10 protein-coding genes are annotated in these 16,106 nt (G+C 66.7%); 4 read left to right on the top strand and 6 right to left on the bottom strand.

The genetic code is table 11. The features are described 5' to 3' along the window. Positions 1-39: 39 nt before the first annotated feature. The 5 genes from U0042_RS20310 to U0042_RS20330 all read right to left on the bottom strand — a co-directional run bounded on the left by U0042_RS20310 (position 40) and on the right by U0042_RS20330 (position 7,383). A complete protein-coding gene (locus tag U0042_RS20310) occupies positions 40-1,014 on the bottom strand; it encodes a carbohydrate kinase family protein (protein WP_114809434.1) in 975 nt (324 codons plus the stop codon). After that, positions 1,011-2,642: an AGE family epimerase/isomerase gene (locus U0042_RS20315; protein ID WP_114809433.1), complete on the bottom strand. Its 1,632-nt coding sequence runs from the start codon at positions 2,640-2,642 to the stop codon at positions 1,011-1,013. The genes U0042_RS20310 and U0042_RS20315 overlap by 4 nt, the downstream gene beginning before the upstream one ends. Next, positions 2,639-3,628: a LacI family DNA-binding transcriptional regulator gene (locus U0042_RS20320; protein ID WP_114809432.1), complete on the bottom strand. Its 990-nt coding sequence runs from the start codon at positions 3,626-3,628 to the stop codon at positions 2,639-2,641. Before U0042_RS20320 ends, U0042_RS20315 begins: the two co-directional genes overlap by 4 nt. Before the next feature lie 423 nt (positions 3,629-4,051). Further along, positions 4,052-5,986 carry an EAL domain-containing protein gene (locus U0042_RS20325; RefSeq protein ID WP_114809431.1) on the bottom strand — a complete coding sequence of 645 codons (1,935 nt, stop codon included), beginning with the start codon at positions 5,984-5,986 and terminating at the stop codon, positions 4,052-4,054. 335 nt (positions 5,987-6,321) lie between these two features. Next, positions 6,322-7,383, bottom strand: a complete 1,062-nt coding sequence (locus tag U0042_RS20330; RefSeq protein ID WP_114809430.1) for a bile acid:sodium symporter family protein — start codon at positions 7,381-7,383, stop codon at positions 6,322-6,324. A 494-nt stretch (positions 7,384-7,877) separates the two neighbouring features. On the opposite strand from U0042_RS20330, the gene U0042_RS20335 reads away from it, so the two are divergent. From U0042_RS20335 to icmF, 4 genes are all read left to right on the top strand, one after another. Then, the gene (locus U0042_RS20335) at positions 7,878-8,354 is read left to right on the top strand and encodes a hypothetical protein (protein ID WP_114809429.1); all 477 of its coding nucleotides are present in this window, start codon (positions 7,878-7,880) and stop codon (positions 8,352-8,354) included. Positions 8,355-8,843: 489 nt separating this feature from the next. After that, positions 8,844-9,920: a porin gene (locus U0042_RS20340; RefSeq protein WP_114809428.1), complete on the top strand. Its 1,077-nt coding sequence runs from the start codon at positions 8,844-8,846 to the stop codon at positions 9,918-9,920. 403 nt (positions 9,921-10,323) lie between these two features. After that, complete coding sequence (locus tag U0042_RS20345) at positions 10,324-11,262, top strand: LysR family transcriptional regulator (protein WP_114809427.1); 939 nt, start codon at positions 10,324-10,326, stop codon at positions 11,260-11,262. Between the two features lie 178 nt (positions 11,263-11,440). Next, positions 11,441-14,860 (top strand): fused isobutyryl-CoA mutase/GTPase IcmF, encoded by a 3,420-nt coding sequence (icmF, locus tag U0042_RS20350; protein ID WP_114809426.1) that lies wholly within the window; start codon positions 11,441-11,443, stop codon positions 14,858-14,860. A 35-nt stretch (positions 14,861-14,895) separates the two neighbouring features. Here icmF and U0042_RS20355 read toward each other — a convergent pair whose 3' ends face one another. Then, positions 14,896-15,855, bottom strand: coding sequence for an NAD(P)H-dependent flavin oxidoreductase (locus U0042_RS20355; protein ID WP_114809425.1), 960 nt, complete (start codon positions 15,853-15,855; stop codon positions 14,896-14,898). Positions 15,856-16,106 lie beyond the last annotated feature (251 nt).

Here is a 16,106-nt window from a genome sequence, read left to right on the forward strand (position 1 = left end):
GCCTGGAACCCTTCCTGACGCCTTGCCGCAGCGACGGTTTCAGCGCTCCAGCAGCGACACCACTTCGTCCAGCGACGGCGAATGCGCGCCCTTGTGCCGGCACGCGGCCGCGCCGGCTGCGAGGGCGAATGCAAGGTGCTCGGGCCACGAGCGCTGCGACGCTGTCATGAGACTGAACAGCAGGCCCGCGATAGACGCATCGCCCGCACCCACCGTATCCGCCACCTCGACGCGCGGCGGGCTGGCTTCGAACGTCGTGGTCCCCGTGCCTTCTGCGCCCGGCACGAACAGCGTCGCCTTGTCCGGCCCGCGCGTGACGAGCAGCGTGGCCGCAGGGTTCATCTCGCGCAGCGTCGCGAGGGCGGCGGCTTCGTCGTCGGTCTTGAACAGCAGCCGCAGATCTTCGTCCGATACCTTGATGAGGTCCGCGAGCGCAGCCATTCTGCGCAGCGTCGGCTCGTAGCCATGCTCCATCAGGTTGCGGTAGTTCGGGTCGAAGCTGATCTTCACGCCGCGTGCGTGCAGTTGCGCGGCGAGCGTCGCGAGCGTTTCGCCGAGCGGCTGGCGCACGAGACTGATGCAGCCGAAGTGCGCCCACTTCACCTGCGCCATCCAGCCCTCGGGCAGGCCGGCGGGGTCGAAGGCGAGATCCGCGCTGTTTTCGCCCATGAAGAAGTACGCGGGTGGATGCGTGCGATGCACGATGGCGAGCAGCGGCGGCCGCTCCACGCGCTGCATGAAACGCATGTCGAGACCCGCGACGACGCTCGCGTTCCAGAGTTCGTCGGAGAAGCAGTCGGTGCCGAGCGAACCCGCGCATGCCGTGGGCAGACCCAGCCGCGCGACGGCGCGCGCCACGTTCCAGCCCGCGCCGCCGGGACGCGAGAGCCAGTGCGACTCGTGGTCCTCGCCGGTGCGCACGAGGTCGGTGAGGATGTCGCCCGCGGAAACGAAGACGGGCAGGCCGCTCGCTGCGGTGCCTTGCGGCGCGTGGGTAGGTGCCGGAGTGTTCATCGTGCTGATCCTGTGCGACGGGGCGCGGCGTGCGCCGCGCGAGTGCGGGCCGCTGCGCGGCTTCCGCCGTTCTTGTTCGCGGGCGGCGTTTCGTCCTTCTTCGTTTTGCCGCGGGCCGCGCTTTCCGGGGCGACGTTCGCGCCGGGTTTCGAGCCGACGTTCGAGGGGCTGCCCGAAGTCCGTTGGGACTTGGCGCGCAATGCGGAGGCGCTCTTGCCGTTGTGCTTTCCGTTACCTGCGGCTGTGCCTTTGCCCGTGGCGGGGCGCGCGCGGCCGTTGGCTTCGTTCGCGCCGCCTGTCGCGTCCGTGTCCGCCGACGCTTGCGCCGGCAGCGCATTCAGCACTTCGTAGCACGCGCCCATCGTGTGATAGTCGGTCTTGCCGGCCGGGCTCTTCTCGTCGCTGTATTTGCGGTTGTCGCAGGTGAGGATGCGGTACCACGCGCCGTAGCGGTGATCGACGAAATGCGCCCAGCTATAGCGCCAGATCTCGTCGTACCAGTCCCAGAAGCGTTCGTTGCCGGTGCGCTTGGCGAGCAGCGCGGCGGCCGCGAAGGTTTCCGCCTGCACCCAGAAATATTTGTCGTGATCGCAGACGGTGCCGTCGGGGCCGAAGCCGTAATAGAGGCCGCCGTGGTTGTCGTCCCAGGCGTGCGCCATGGCGGCGTCGAAGAGCTCGATGGCGCGCGGCGCGAGCCACGGCAACGGACGGTGCCGCTCGAGAATCAGCAGCAGCTTGGCCCACTCGGTCTGATGCCCCGGCTGAAAGCCCCAGGGGCGGAAGATGTTCGAGCTGTCTTCCTCGTTGTAATGCCAGTCCACAGACCAGTCCGCGTGAAAGTGCTCCCACACGAGGCCGTGCGAGAGCTTCGCCTGGCGCAGCGTGATGTTCGACGCCACGCGCTCGGCGCGGTCCAGGTAGACGAGGTGGCCGGTGGCTTCGTACGCGGTGAGCAGCGCCTCGGTGGTGTGCATGTTCGCGTTCTGGCCGCGGTAGCTCGACACGCGCCAGTCGGGCGTGGCTTCGTCGGCGTAGAGGCCGGCGGCGCCGTCCCAGAAGCGGCGCTCCATGAGCTCGAAGGTGGCGCCGATCATCGGCCGCGCTTCTTCGATGCCGGCCATCGCCGCGTGCGCGCAGGCGAGCAGCACGAAGGCGAGACCGTAGCAGTGGCGCGTGCCGTCCAGCGTGCGGCGGTGGCCGTCGCGCCACTTGATTTCCCAGTCGTAGCCTTCGTGCTGTGCGTCCCAGTGGGCGTCGCGCAGAAAGCGCAGGCCGTGGCGCGCGTAGTCGAGGTGGAGCGGGTCGCCGAACTGGCGGTACGCCATCGCGTAATTGAAGACGAAGCGGCAACTGCTCACGAGGTGCCGCGAACTCGCGTTGTAGACCGAGCCGTCGTCGCGGAAATAGTGGAAGAAGCCGCCGCTTTCGTCGAACACGTTCGGCGCGTAGAAGCGCAGCGTGTCTTCGATGTGCGAGAGCAGGAAGCGGCGGTCGCGAAAGCTTTCGACGGGCGGCACACCGGCCGGCGTGGTTGCCGCCCCTGCTGCCGGTGCGAGCGGAGCGTGCGGCGCCCGCGCGGCTGCGGCCGGCTTCGTTGTGCCCGTGCCGGGCGATCGTGGTTGCGTCATGGCTGTCTCCCCAAGGTGCTGGCGCGGGTTATCAGTTGAACGGGCAGGCGGATTTCGGTTTCGCCGGGCGCATCTTCGAGCAGCAGTGCCACGCCGCGGCGCCCCAGCGCTTCCTTGTCCACGGCGACCGTGGTGAGCGGCGGGCTGGCGTGCGCGGCGCCCGGAATGTCGTCGAAGCCGACGATGGCGATGTCCTCCGGCACGCGCAGTCCGTTGGCGAGGCACACGCGCATCGCGGCGAGCGCGGCGGCGTCGTTGTAGGCGAACACGGCGTCGGGCCGCGCGGACTCGCCCGCATCGAGCAGCCGCTGCATGGCGAGCGAGGCGCCGGCATCGGGATCGAGCCCGGCGTCGATGTTCACTTCAAGCGACGGATCGAAGAGCAGCCCCGCCTCGAAGAACGCGCGCCGGTAGCCGAGCGCGCGCTGCGCGATGCTGAAGTGCGCGAGCGACCCGCCGATGAACGCGATGCGCTTGTGGCCCTGCGTGAACAGATGGCGCATGGCGAGCCCGGCGCCCGCGGCGTTGTCGAGATTCACCGAGCGCAGCCCGGGTGCCCAGAGATCGATCAGCACGAGCGGGCGCTGCATGGCAGTGAGGGTGGCAAGCGTTTCGGGCTCGACGAAGCCGGCTACCGCGATGGCGTCCGGCGCATGCAGGCGGAGTTGCTGCACGACGTCTTCGGTGGGGCCCGCGGTGAGCAGCGACGGCACGATGCCGCGCTCGCGGCAGGCGTCTTCCACGCCGTGCAGCACGTGCGAAAAGAAGGGGGTCGCGGCGAAGTTGTTGTGCTGGCGGTGCAGCAGAAAGGTGAGCCGGCGGATGCGCGGGCGCAATTGAGCCGGGTCGTAGCCGAGACTGCGCGCGACCTCGATCACGCGGGTGCGCGTGGCGTCGGAGAGGCCGGGCTGGTTCTTCAGGGCTCGCGAAACGGTGCCGATCGACACGCTGGCCGCGCGAGCGACATCGCGAATGGTTGTCCCCATGAGTTCGTGGCGGCAGCGCGAGAGGCTTGACCGCAGGCGTTTTGAGTTCGGACGATTGTATAGTAAAAGGCCGCTTCAGAAGCCCTGTTTAGCCACGTGAGATACGCGTAAATACCCGTAGAAAAAGGGCTGAAAGCTGTTTCTTTTTGTTTACTAAAAAATGCTAAACAGGCGTGGGAACCTGGGTGAAAGAGGCCGGACCCGCGACGTTGAGGCAAATTGATGAGCCGGGACAATGCGCCTCGGGGATGAGGCGTTCAGAGGGGAGGTCGGTAAGCGGAGAAAGCGAGGGGGCGCAGCGTTGTCGACGCGATTCGGTGCGCGTACCCCGGATGGTGGCTTCGGAACCGCAGACGCGGTCCCGCCGGGATAAGAGCGCGTGGCTTGGAGACATGGCCCAGCCGAAGGCCTAAGCCGCGCGCCTCACCGCGCCGTCGAATTCTCGCAAGAGGCCCGGGCGGCGCTGCGCGACGCGGCGTGCGAACCGCCCGCGTCCGCCGGCTTGCCTCGCGCGCCGCCTTCGGCAGCATGCGGCGTCTCGGGGCGTCCGCGCAGTTGCGCCGCGCTCTCGCCGGCATCCACCAGCACGAAGCCCGACGACTCGTGCTTCGCCCGGCGTTTGGCAAGCGCGGCCACCGACGCGATCTCGTCGCTGCTGTACTTCGCGCCGCCGCCGGACTCGATGCGCACGCCGCCAATCGCCATCGTGACGAAGCCGAAGAAGGTCGGATTGCCGCGCCGGTCCTCGCCGTGGATGCCGCCTGCCTGCCGGTCGGCGGGCGCGTAGAAGCGCTGCGCGCCTTCGTTGAAGAGGTGGATGGCGCGCATCGCGCGCTCGTGCCAGTCGTCGCTCTGGAACAGGATCAGGAAGTCGTCGCCGCCCACGTGACCAAGGAAGTCGCGCGTCGGGTCGCAGACGTCCGCCAGCACGGCGGCGGCGAACTTCAGCACCTCGTCGCCTTGCCAGTAGCCGTACTGGTCGTTGAACGGCTTGAAGTGGTTCAGATCGACGTAGCAGGCGTAGAAGCCCGCGTCGTGGCTCAACAGGCGCTCGATGTGCGAGCTGATCGGAATGTTGCCGGGCAGGAAGGTGAGCGGATTCGCGTAGCGCGCCGCTTCGATGCGCACCTCCGTGACCGCGCGCACGAGGTTCTCGCCGGTGCCCAGGCCCGCGTAGCGGCCGTTGTCGGTGATCACGAAACCGTCGGCCAGATAGCGCTGGTCGTCGCTCGCGAGCAATTTGGCCATCTGCTCGACCGTCATCGACTTTTCGATCACCACCGGCGACGCGTTCGCAAACTGCAGGCACGGCTTCTTGCCGAACAGCTCGCGGTGATACGGCAACGCGTAGCGGTCCATGAAGGCGCGTCGGTTGATGAGCGCGATGGGCGCGTCGTTTTCCACGACGGCGACTGCGTGCAGGTCGGGCAGCCGGTTGAAGAGTTCGAGCACGTCGTTGTTGGTCGCCTGGCGCGGCAGAGCGGGCGCCTGCACGAGCATGCGCGCCGACGCCATGCTGCCTGAGGGCGACGCCGGCGCGTTGCGCGTGGTCTCGGGAAACACCGCGATATGGCCCGCGCCGATCGCGTTGCGCGCCTCTTCGGCCACGGCCAGCGCGGGCCGCGAGGCGGGCCGCCCGAAGAAGTAACCCTGGCCGCAGCCGATGCCCATGTCGCGCAGCACGATGAGGTCCGCTTCGTTTTCAATGCCTTCGGCCACGAGCCGCGCGCCGCTTGCGTTCGCGAAATGCTGCATGGCGCGCACGGCTTCGAACTTAAGCGGATCGCTGGCAATTTCGTGGATGAAGAAGCGGTCGATCTTCACCACGTCCGGCTGCAGGCGCACCCACAGATTCATGCTCGCGTTCGCGGTGCCGTAGTCGTCGAGGGCGAACTGCGCGCCCATGGAGCGCAGCGACGCGACCACGGGCAGGAAGTCGTTCAGGTCGGCAATCGCGCTCTGCTCAGTGAGTTCGATCACGACGCGGTTCGTATCCAGACCCCGCTGGCGCAGGAGCGCGAAGGCGGGTTCGCCGTTTTCCATCAAGTGGCGGATGGCGGCCGCGCTGAAGTTGAGGAACAGCTTGCCCGTGCAGGCGAAGTGCGCGAAGGCCTCGATGCAGGTGAGGGCGGCGGCCTGCTCGAGCGCCATCGTGCGGCCCTCGGCGGCGGCCTGCGCGAAAAGCCGGAACGGCGACTCCAGCGGCGTGCCGGCCGGGCCGCGAATCAGACCTTCATACCCGACGATGGAGCCGCCGTCGAAGTCGATGATCGGCTGGAACACGGCGGACAACTCGCGCCGCGCGATCAGGTCTTCGATGCACGGTGCAACAGATTGCGATGGCGCGCGAGGTGACATGGACGGACAGCCGGGGCTAACGATGGTCGCCTTAACGGCTGCCAGGGGCGGGAGTTGAATGAATTTTTGGTGACGCGATGCACCGCTGTGGTGCCTGTCGGCCGCGCAGCCTTTATGCGCGGCGCATTGGGGGAGGGCAAGCGTTCGCTAGTTTTTTCCGAGGCGCGGTGGGGTTCGTTCGTTCGCGGCTCGGGCAAGACAGCGCATGACCATCCGGCCAGGCAGACGCGAGGCGGCATTTTGCGTGGAATAGCGGGACGCCGCGCAGGGCGGCCAGCGGTTAACACGCCCGAGGAATCCGCCCGGGGACCCCCTCAAGGAATGCCATGAACGCCTTATTTGTTGCTGGAAGCCGCTTCGCGACGGCCCAGGGTCGCGGGATCGCGCGCGGGCCGTGGAGCGGCACGCGACTCGTCGCCCGTCTGGGTTTCCGTCCGCCGTGCGCCCCAGCGCTGCGCGAGCGCCGCGCACACCATCAACTGGATCTGGTGGAACAACATGAGCGGCAGCACCACCGCGCCCACGGCGTTGGAGGCGAAGATCACCTTGGCCATCGGCACACCGGCGGCAAGGCTTTTCTTCGATCCGCAGAAGATGATCGTGATCTGGTCCGGCCGGGAGAAGCCAAGCCGCTTGCTGGTGAACATCGTGACGGCGAGCGCAAGCGCGAGCAGCACCGCGTTCACCACCACGAGTCCGGCCAGTGCGCCCACCGAAAGGTGATGCCACAGGCCCTCGTTCACCGCCTCGCTGAACGCGCCGTAGACGACGAGCAGGATCGACCCCTGATCGACGAACTTGAGTACGCCGCGGTTGCGCTCGATCCAGCCGCCGATCACGGGACGCAGCGCCTGCCCGGCCAGAAACGGCACCAGCAGTTGCAGCACGATGTTGCCCACCGTGTGCCACGCCGACGTGCCGCCGGCCGCCTGGTTCGTAACGAGCAGACTCACCAGCGCCGGGGTGACGAAGATGCCGATCAGGCTGGAAGCCGAGGCGCTGCACACGGCCGCCGGCACGTTGCCTTTGGCAATCGACGTGAACGCAATGGAGGACTGCACGGTGGACGGCAGCGTGCAGAGAAACAGGACGCCGGCATAAAGCGCAGGCGTGACAAGTGGCGAAAGGAGCGGCTTAAGCGCGACGCCGAGGAGCGGGAACAGGACGAAAGTGCTCGCGAGTACGAGCAGATGCAGGCGCCAGTGCGTGGCTCCCGCCACGATCGCTTCGCGCGATAGCTTGGCGCCGTGCAGGAAAAACAGCAGTCCCACCGCAATGTTGGTGAGCCAGTTGAACGGCGTCGAGGCTTCGCCGTGCACGGGCAGAAGACTCGCAAGAATCACCGTACCGACGAGGCACAGCGTGAAGTTGTCGGGAAGGAATTTTGGACGGGCCATCGGAATCTCGGGGCGCGCGGCAACGCAGAAACGGCTGCCGCGGCTACGCGTTGCGGCGGTGCAGTATGAAAGCGGAATTCACTATTGTCGGTGCGTTTCGATTAAAAAAGCAAATTCATTTCCGGAATTCATTAATGAACGGTGTGCATGGAACGTGCCTGTCGTGACGGGTTTCGGCGTGCGGCGTGTGATGTGTTTCAACAACGCTTGGACGCGCTTGAGTGCGTGCGTCGCAGCGCGCTCACGGGCGCCAAATGGCGCGCAAAAAGGGCGCAAAAGGCGCAAAAATCGTGCAGTAACACGTGGTTACATCCCTGCCTGGGGCATAACACTTTTTGGCTCGACACCTCTTACGCCGCCCCCATAAATTACTGCTCAAAGGTCGCGAGGCGCGTCCGGCGGAAACAGTTACTCACCGCGCATAGCGCCTCGAACAGGTCCGACTCACCCGGTACGCGGCCGCGGGGACGATGGTCGGGCGAGGCAGGCAAGACATGTACGCAGGGCTGGCAAGAACGGGACGATGGATGGCGGGCGCGCTGCTGGCCGCCGCGGTCGCGTTCGCGCATGCCAGGCCCGAAGGCGGCGGTCCGCCGCACGGCTCGCATGCATTCGGCGGCGGCTTCGGCGCCCGAATTGCCGCTGCGCCGCGTGGCGGTGGTCGCGAAGGCGGCGCCCCGCGGGCGCACCCCGGCCGCAGCGGCAATCGTGGCGTGGCGCCCCTGCGCGTCGCCGGTCCCGACGTCTACCGGCCGGGTAATGGGGGCAACGTCCCATACCCCGGCGCCATCACGCCGATTAGTACCGAAGCCCGGCCCGTACCTCATCCGCCTGCGAATTCGCCCGTGCGGGCGGGTTCCATCCGCGAAGACGTCGCCCGCTATAACGAGGAGCGCAGTACGTACCGGCCGCTTCCGCGTCAGGCTGAAGAAGGGCCGCGTCAGCCGATGCCCTCTCCGTATCGCAACTAGCGAACTTCCGTCGTTTTCCGCTGTTCCCCTTCCGTTGTTCGCGCGGCTGTCCAGGCCGCGCGGAACTGACGCGTCATTACCACACTTTTTTGAAAATTCCCTGCGCCGGAACGCTCCGGGCAATCCAATCCCTGACAATTCCGCGCCCTATGTGGCGTGGCGTATCGCGTCCGGGTGAGCGTTGGCTCGCCCAGCCCGCGCCGCGCCCAGTAAGGGTTCGCGGGGTGGTCCAGCCGTCATGCATTGCCGCTTGGCGGTGAGCGTCGAAGGACTAGCAGCCCGGGGCACGCCAAAACTAATCCGGCACGTATACCGGCAATAAGTCGCGGTATTTCTGTTCATAAAAATGGTCCGCAAAGATGGTCCCGCCTGCATTTGGCCCGGTGCCCCAACGGACTCACAACAAACGGCTTGCGCGAGCAACTCGCCCCGCCCAGCCATGACAGCCTTTTTGGCCTTTCAGGCCCTTTGACAAAGACAGGAGATTCTATGAAGACAACCGTCAGCCGTGCGCTGAACACCACGCTCAAAGCGGGCGCCGTCGTCGCATTGCTGGCTTGCGCATCGTCGGCATTCGCGCAATCCAGCGTGCAGCTTTACGGCCAGGTCGACGAATGGGTGGGCGCCACGAAATTTCCCGGCAGTCAGCGCGCCTGGAACGTGTCGGGCGGCGGCATGTCGACGTCCTACTGGGGGCTGAAGGGCGCCGAGGACCTGGGCGGCGGCTACAAGGCGGTCTTTGCGCTGGAAAGCTTCTTCCGCGCGCAGAACGGCCAGTACGGGCGCTTCCAGGGCGACACGTTCTTCGCCCGCAACTCGTACGTCGGCATCGAGTCGCCTTACGGCACCGTCACGGCAGGCCGTCTCACGACGCATCTGTTCGTTTCGACGATTCTGTTCAACCCGTTCATCGACTCGTACACCTTCTCGCCGATGGTGTATCACGTATTCCTCGGCCTGGGCACGTTCCCGACCTACACCACGGACCAGGGTGTAGTGGGTGATTCGGGCTGGAACAACGCCGTGCAGTACGCAACGCCGGACTTCAACGGTCTTTCGGGCGCCGCCATGTACGCGCTCGGCAACAGCGCCGACCACAACGGCTCGAAGAAGTGGAGCGGTCAGGTGCTGTACTTCCACGGCCCGTTCGCGGCGACCGCGGTCTATCAGTATGTGAACTTCAACGACAGCCCCACCGACCTGAACAGCCTCGTCACGGGGCTGAAGAGCCAGAGCGTCGCGCAGCTCGGTGTCTCGTACGACCTCAAGTACGTGAAGCTGTTCGGTCAGTACATGTACACGAAGAACGACCAGAACGTGGGCAGCTGGCATGTGAACACGGCGCAGGGCGGCGTGAGCGCGCCGCTCGGCACGGGCACGGCGATGGCGTCGTACGCATACTCGCGCGACGGCGGCGGCCTCGACCAGACGCGCCAGACGTGGGCCGTGGGCTACGACTATCCGCTCTCGAAGCGCACCGACGTGTACGCCGCCTACATGTACGACCACATCAGCAACCAGTCGTCGGGGGACACCTTCGGCGTCGGCATGCGCGCGAAGTTTTGATTGCGCCGGCGGGCGCGTTGGTTGTGCCGGTGGGCGGGCTAGGCGCGGCGGGCAGCGGCACCGCCTCGCCGATCGGCACGGCATCTGTGCCGACGCGCACGCTGTGCGACGATCTCGCGCGCGGGGCCGCGAACGGCTACGCTGGCTGCTACGCGAATGTGCGTCGCCCGGTTCGCCCAGTTGGCACCGCCCGTCGCGGTTCGCGTGGATGGGCGCTGCTTCTTCCGCCTGCCTCTTCCTCCAGGCGTCCCCCGCCACGTTGCATCTGTTCGCCGATGCCGGCGCGCCTCGCGCGCTCACCTGTACCGCTCTCACCGAGTGCGCCCCATTCCACCCTTTGCTCACTTCCACTTGATAAAGCGCGCACAATGGCGCCGATTGATTCCTCCGGTGAGCGATTGCGATGGATACCCTCGTCAGCATGAAAGTGTTCCGCCACGTCGTGGAGACGGGCAGCTTCGTGGGCGCCGCCGCGCGTGCCGAGATGTCGCCCGCGATGGCGAGCAAGCACGTCATGCATCTGGAGCAGCAACTGGGCGCGCGGCTTCTGAACCGCACCACGCGGCGCGTCGCGCCCACCGAGGCGGGGCGCGAGTATTACGAGCGGCTCTCGCAGGCGCTGGGCGAAATCGAGGAGGCCGCGCAGGCGGTGAGCGCCGCCAGCGTCGTGCCGCAAGGGCGGCTGCGCGTAACGTGCCTGTCGGCGTTCGGCCTGCGCCACATCATGGGTGCGGCCGCCGATTACGCCGCGCAGTACCCGAAGGTCACCGTCGATATCCAGTTGTCGGACCGCGTGGTCGAGCTGATCGACGAAGGTTTCGACGTGGCCGTGCGCGCGTCGCCGTCCGGGCTCAAGTCGTCTTCGCTGATCGCGCGGCAGATTGCGACCGCGCACATCCTGCTCTGTGCGTCGCCCGACTATCTGGCCCGGCACGGCACGCCGAAGACGCTCGACGACCTCACGCGCCACAACTTCATTCACTACGCGGACGTGTCCGCGCAGGAACTCACGCTCTCGTCTATGGCGGGCGGTTCGCGCGTGCGGCTGGCGGGCAACATGGTGGTCAATCACCTGGAAGCGCAGCGCGTGGTGACGCTGCACGGCGCGGGCGTCGCGCTGCTGGGCACTGAGGTAATCGGCGACGACATCGCCGCCGGCCGCCTCGTGCCGATTCTCGTCGACGTGGCGCCGCCGCGCGAGTTGCCCATCCACGTGGTGTATGCGAGTCGCCGGTACCTCTCGGCGAAGGTGCGCTCGTTCGTGGACTTCATGGCCCAGCGCTTTGCCGGACAAGGGCTGTGGCCGACGCTCGAACAGATCCGGGCCGCCGCGGCGAGCTGAGAAGGGACTGCGAAAACGCGTCCGTTTTCGCGAAGACCGCGTGAAAGATCGCAGGAAAGATCGCAGGAAACGTAGCAGCAAGAAGCGCAGAACAGGCGGAAAAGCAGCGCGCAGGCCGGCCCCTCCGTTTGTCTATACTGGGCAGACAACCGAACCCGTAGGACGACCCGGGGGAGACATGACCGACCTTTCCACGCCGCAGCGCGCCGGCGACCACAAGTCGCTGCGCTCGCCGCTTCCGGTCCGCCGTCTGCGCTTCGTCACCGCCGCCGCGCTGTTCGACGGCCACGACGCGTCGATCAACATCATGCGCCGCATTCTCCAGGCAAGCGGCGTCGAGGTCATTCACCTCGGCCACAACCGTTCGGTGGACGAAGTCGCCACCGCCGCACTCGAAGAAGACGCCGACGCCGTAGCCGTGTCGAGCTATCAGGGCGGCCACGTCGAGTACTTCCGCTATCTCGTCGACCTGCTGCGCGAACGCGGCGGCGAACGCATCAAGGTGTTCGGCGGCGGAGGCGGCGTGATCGTGCCCGAAGAAATCGCGGCGCTGGAGCGCTACGGCGTGGCGCGCATCTACTCGCCGCAGGACGGTCAACGGCTTGGCCTGCAAGGCATGATCGACGACATGATTGCGCGCTGCGCACAGGCCGCGACGTCGCGCGAAGAGGTGGCCGACTCACGCGACGATGCTGCGAGCCCGCACGGCGCCCCCGACAGCCCGCGCGCCGACACCCTCTCCACGCTCGCGCTGCCCGCCGACCCATCGCCGGTTTTCCGTCAACTCGCCGTGCTCATTTCCGCGCTCGAAACCGGCCAGGCGGGTGTGCCGCTACGCGCCGAACTGGCTGCGCGCGCGGCCGCGCGGCGCGTGCCCGTGCTCGGCGTGACCGGTACGGGCGGCGCGGGTAAGTCGTCGCTCACGGACGAAATCGTGCGGCGCTTCCGGCTCGACTTCGACGACGCGCTCGCCATCGCCGTGCTTGCCGTGGACCCGTCGCGTCGCAAGTCCGGCGGCGCGCTGCTGGGCGACCGCATCCGTATGAACGCGATCGGCAACTGGGGGCGCGGCGCACGCGTGTTCATGCGTTCGCTCGCCACGCGGGAAGCATCGAGCGAGATATCGGATGCGTTGCCCGACGCCATCGTCGCCTGCAAGGCCGCTGGCTTCGATCTCGTGGTGGTGGAGACGTCGGGCATCGGCCAGGGCGACGCGGCCATCGTGCCGCTCGCCGATCAGTCGCTCTACGTCATGACGCCCGAATTCGGCGCGGCGAGCCAGCTGGAAAAGATCGACATGCTCGACTTCGCCGATGTGGTCGCCATCAACAAGTTCGACCGCCGCGGCGCAGCCGACGCGCTGCGCGACGTCGCGAAGCAGGTGCAGCGCAATCGCGGCTTCACGGCGGCACCGGAGGCGATGCCCGTGTTCGGCACGGTGGCCTCGCGTTTCAACGACGACGGCGTGACGGCGCTCTATCAGCACATCGCGCGCGCATTGCGCGAGCACGGGCTGCGCGAGGGCGGCGGCACGCTGCCGGCGCTCGACGGCCAGCGTCATTCGAGCGGCCTGCACGCCATCGTGCCGCCCGGGCGCGTGCGGTATCTGAGCGACATTGCCGAGACGGTGCGCGCGTATCGTCAGCGCGTCGTCGCGCAGTCGCAGCTGGCGCGCGAACGCTGGCAGCTCATGGAAACGCGCCGCATGCTGGCGTCGAGCGCAGGCGGCGAGGCCAACGTCACGAACGCGGCGGATGCAAATGCGACCGCCACGCCGGGTGGACAAATCGATGCGCTCATCGCCGAACGGGAGGCGCAACTCGGTGCGCGCGAAAAGGCGCTGCTCGCCGAGTGGCCGCAGACAGTCGCCGCGTATTCGGGCGAGGAACACGTCGTGAAAGTACGCGACCGCGAGATCCGCACCGCGCTCACCGTCACGACGCTTTCCGGCACGACGATGCGCAAGATTTCGCTGCCGAAATTCGCGGACCCCGGCGAGACGCTGCGCTGGCTCATGCTCGAAAACCTGCCCGGCTACTTTCCGTTCACGGCCGGCGTGTTTGCATTCAAGCGCGAAAACGAAGACCCCACGCGCATGTTCGCGGGCGAAGGCGATCCGATGCGCACGAACCGCCGCTTCAAGCTGCTCGCCGACGGCATGCCGGCGAAGCGCCTGTCCACCGCGTTCGACTCCGTCACGCTCTACGGCGAAGAGCCCGACGAGCGCCCCGACATCTACGGCAAGATCGGCAACTCGGGCGTCTCGGTGGCGACGCTCGACGACATGAAGGCGCTCTACGACGGCTTCGACCTGTGCGCGCCCGACACGTCGGTGTCGATGACCATCAACGGACCCGCGCCCGCCATTCTCGCCATGTTCTTCAACGTGGCCATCGACCAGCAGATCGAACGGCTGTGTGCGCGCACGGCGAACGAAGGCCGCGAACCGACGGCAGAAGAAATCGACGCAGCCCGGCGGCACGCATTGCACAACGTGCGCGGCACGGTGCAGGCCGACATCCTCAAGGAAGACCAGGGGCAGAACACCTGCATCTTCTCGACGGAATTCAGCCTCAAGGTGATGGGCGACATCCAGGCGTGGTTCGTCGAGCAAGGCGTGCGCAATTTCTATTCGGTTTCGATCTCCGGGTATCACATCGCCGAAGCCGGCGCGAACCCCATCTCGCAACTCGCCTACACGCTGGCAAACGGCTTCACGTACGTGGAGGCGTATCTCGCGCGCGGCATGCACATCGATGCCTTCGCGCCGAATCTCTCGTTCTTCTTCTCGAACGGCATGGACCCCGAGTACACCGTGCTCGGCCGCGTGGCACGCCGCATCTGGGCGCTCGCGATGCGCGAGCGTTACGGCGCGAACGAGCGCAGCCAGAAGCTCAAGTACCACGTGCAGACCTCGGGGCGCAGCCTGCACGCGCAGGAAATCGACTTCAACGACATCCGCACCACGCTGCAGGCGCTCATCGCGATCTACGACAACTGCAACTCGCTGCACACGAACGCATTCGACGAAGCCATCACCACGCCTACGGAAGAGTCCGTGCGGCGTGCGCTTGCCATCCAGCTCATCATCAATCGCGAATGGGGGCTCGCGAAGAGCCAGAACCCGAACCAGGGCAGTTTCGTAGTCGAGGAACTGACGGATCTCGTGGAGGCCGCGGTGCTCGCGGAGTTCGACCGCCTCACCGAGCGCGGCGGCGTGCTGGGCGCCATGGAGACCGGTTATCAGCGCGGACGCATCCAGGACGAGTCGCTGCTTTACGAGCATCGCAAGCACGACGGGTCGTATCCGATCGTGGGCGTGAACACGTTCGTGAATCCGCATGCGCACGAGGCGCCCGCCACGCTCACGCTCGCGCGGTCCACGGAAGACGAGAAGCGCAGCCAGCTTGCGCGCCTGCGCGACTTTCAGGCGCGCCATCGCGACGACGCACCCGAGGCGCTGGCGCGCCTCAAGCAGGCGGTCATGAATGACGCGAACGTGTTCGACGTGCTGATGGATGCGGTGCGCGTCTGCTCGCTCGGGCAGATCACGCACGCGTTATTCGAGGTGGGCGGGCAGTATCGGCGGAATATGTGAGGGCGTGATGCGCTAAACGCGCTCACGCAGGCGGGTCAGCGCGCCATCCCCAGCCGCGCCTTCGTCTCGTCGTATTCCTTCTTCAGCCGTGCGACGAGTTCGGCCACCGTCGGAACGTCGTCCATGAGGCCCACGCCCTGGCCTGCGCCCCAGATGTCCTTCCACGCCTTCGCCTTGTCGCTGCCGAAGTTCATGCGCGACTTGTCCGATTCGGGCAGCGCGTCCGGATCGAGCCCGGCATTCACGATGCTCTCGCGAATGTAGTTGCCGTGCACGCCCGTGAAGAGGTTCGTATAGATGATGTCCGCGGCGTTCGCCTTGACGATGGCGCGCTTGTAGTCGTCCACGGCGTGCGCTTCCTGCGTCGCGATGAAGCGCGTGCCCATGTAGGCGAGGTCCGCGCCCATCGCCTGCGCGGCGAGAATCGAGCCGCCGTTCGCGATGGCGCCCGACAGCACGATGGGACCGTCGAACACGCGGCGCACCTCGCCCACGAGCGCGAACGGCGACATCGTGCCCGCATGGCCGCCGGCGCCCGCGGCCACCAGGATGAGACCGTCCACGCCGGCTTCGAGCGCCTTGCTCGCGTGCCGCATGTTGATCACGTCGTGCAGCACGATGCCGCCGTAGCTGTGCACGGCGTCCACGATTTCTTTGGCCGGCGCCCGCAGGCTCGTGATGAAGATGGGCACCTTGTGCTCCACGCACACGCGAATGTCCTGTTCGAGCCGCACATTCGACTGATGCACGATCTGGTTCACGGCAACGGGACCGATCACGGCGTCGGGATGCGCGGCCTTGTGCGCCGCGAGCTGCTGCTGGATCTGCGTGAGCCATTCGTCGAGCAATTCCGCGGGCCGCGCATTGAGGGCGGGAAACGAGCCGACGATGCCGGCCTTGCACTGCGCAAGCACGAGTTCGGGGTAGCTGACGATGAACATCGGCGAAGCGACGACAGGCAGCGCAAGGTTTTGCAGGACGGCGGGCAAGGCCATGGCGAGAGTCTCCTGAATGATGGCCGCGTGAGAGTGACAGACGGCTCGGCGATATGAGTGTAGCGGTGAAGCAGAGCGGTGCAGGGTGCACCGCGCGTCCCATCATGTGGGTCGCTTTAGAGAACGATCGTTCGATTATAGGCGATGCATCTGCCGCTGGCATCGTGCCTCGTACTGGAAGGAGTGTTCGGGTTCTACGGATTGCGTGCGCCATCCCACCACGAAGGTACCCCTCCGCGTTCTACAATCCG

This window comes from Paraburkholderia kururiensis (assembly GCF_034424375.1).
Classification (GTDB): domain Bacteria; phylum Pseudomonadota; class Gammaproteobacteria; order Burkholderiales; family Burkholderiaceae; genus Paraburkholderia; species Paraburkholderia kururiensis_A.

Coding starts and splice junctions, on each gene's coding strand:
- U0042_RS20310 (WP_114809434.1), bottom strand. CDS start 1,014: ATGAACACTCCGGCACCTACCCACGCGCCGCAAGGCACCGCAGCGAGC.
- U0042_RS20355 (WP_114809425.1), bottom strand. CDS start 15,855: ATGGCCTTGCCCGCCGTCCTGCAAAACCTTGCGCTGCCTGTCGTCGCT.
- U0042_RS20325 (WP_114809431.1), bottom strand. CDS start 5,986: ATGTCACCTCGCGCGCCATCGCAATCTGTTGCACCGTGCATCGAAGAC.
- icmF (WP_114809426.1), top strand. CDS start 11,441: ATGACCGACCTTTCCACGCCGCAGCGCGCCGGCGACCACAAGTCGCTG.
- U0042_RS20335 (WP_114809429.1), top strand. CDS start 7,878: ATGTACGCAGGGCTGGCAAGAACGGGACGATGGATGGCGGGCGCGCTG.
- U0042_RS20315 (WP_114809433.1), bottom strand. CDS start 2,642: ATGACGCAACCACGATCGCCCGGCACGGGCACAACGAAGCCGGCCGCA.
- U0042_RS20330 (WP_114809430.1), bottom strand. CDS start 7,383: ATGGCCCGTCCAAAATTCCTTCCCGACAACTTCACGCTGTGCCTCGTC.
- U0042_RS20345 (WP_114809427.1), top strand. CDS start 10,324: ATGGATACCCTCGTCAGCATGAAAGTGTTCCGCCACGTCGTGGAGACG.
- U0042_RS20320 (WP_114809432.1), bottom strand. CDS start 3,628: ATGGGGACAACCATTCGCGATGTCGCTCGCGCGGCCAGCGTGTCGATC.
- U0042_RS20340 (WP_114809428.1), top strand. CDS start 8,844: ATGAAGACAACCGTCAGCCGTGCGCTGAACACCACGCTCAAAGCGGGC.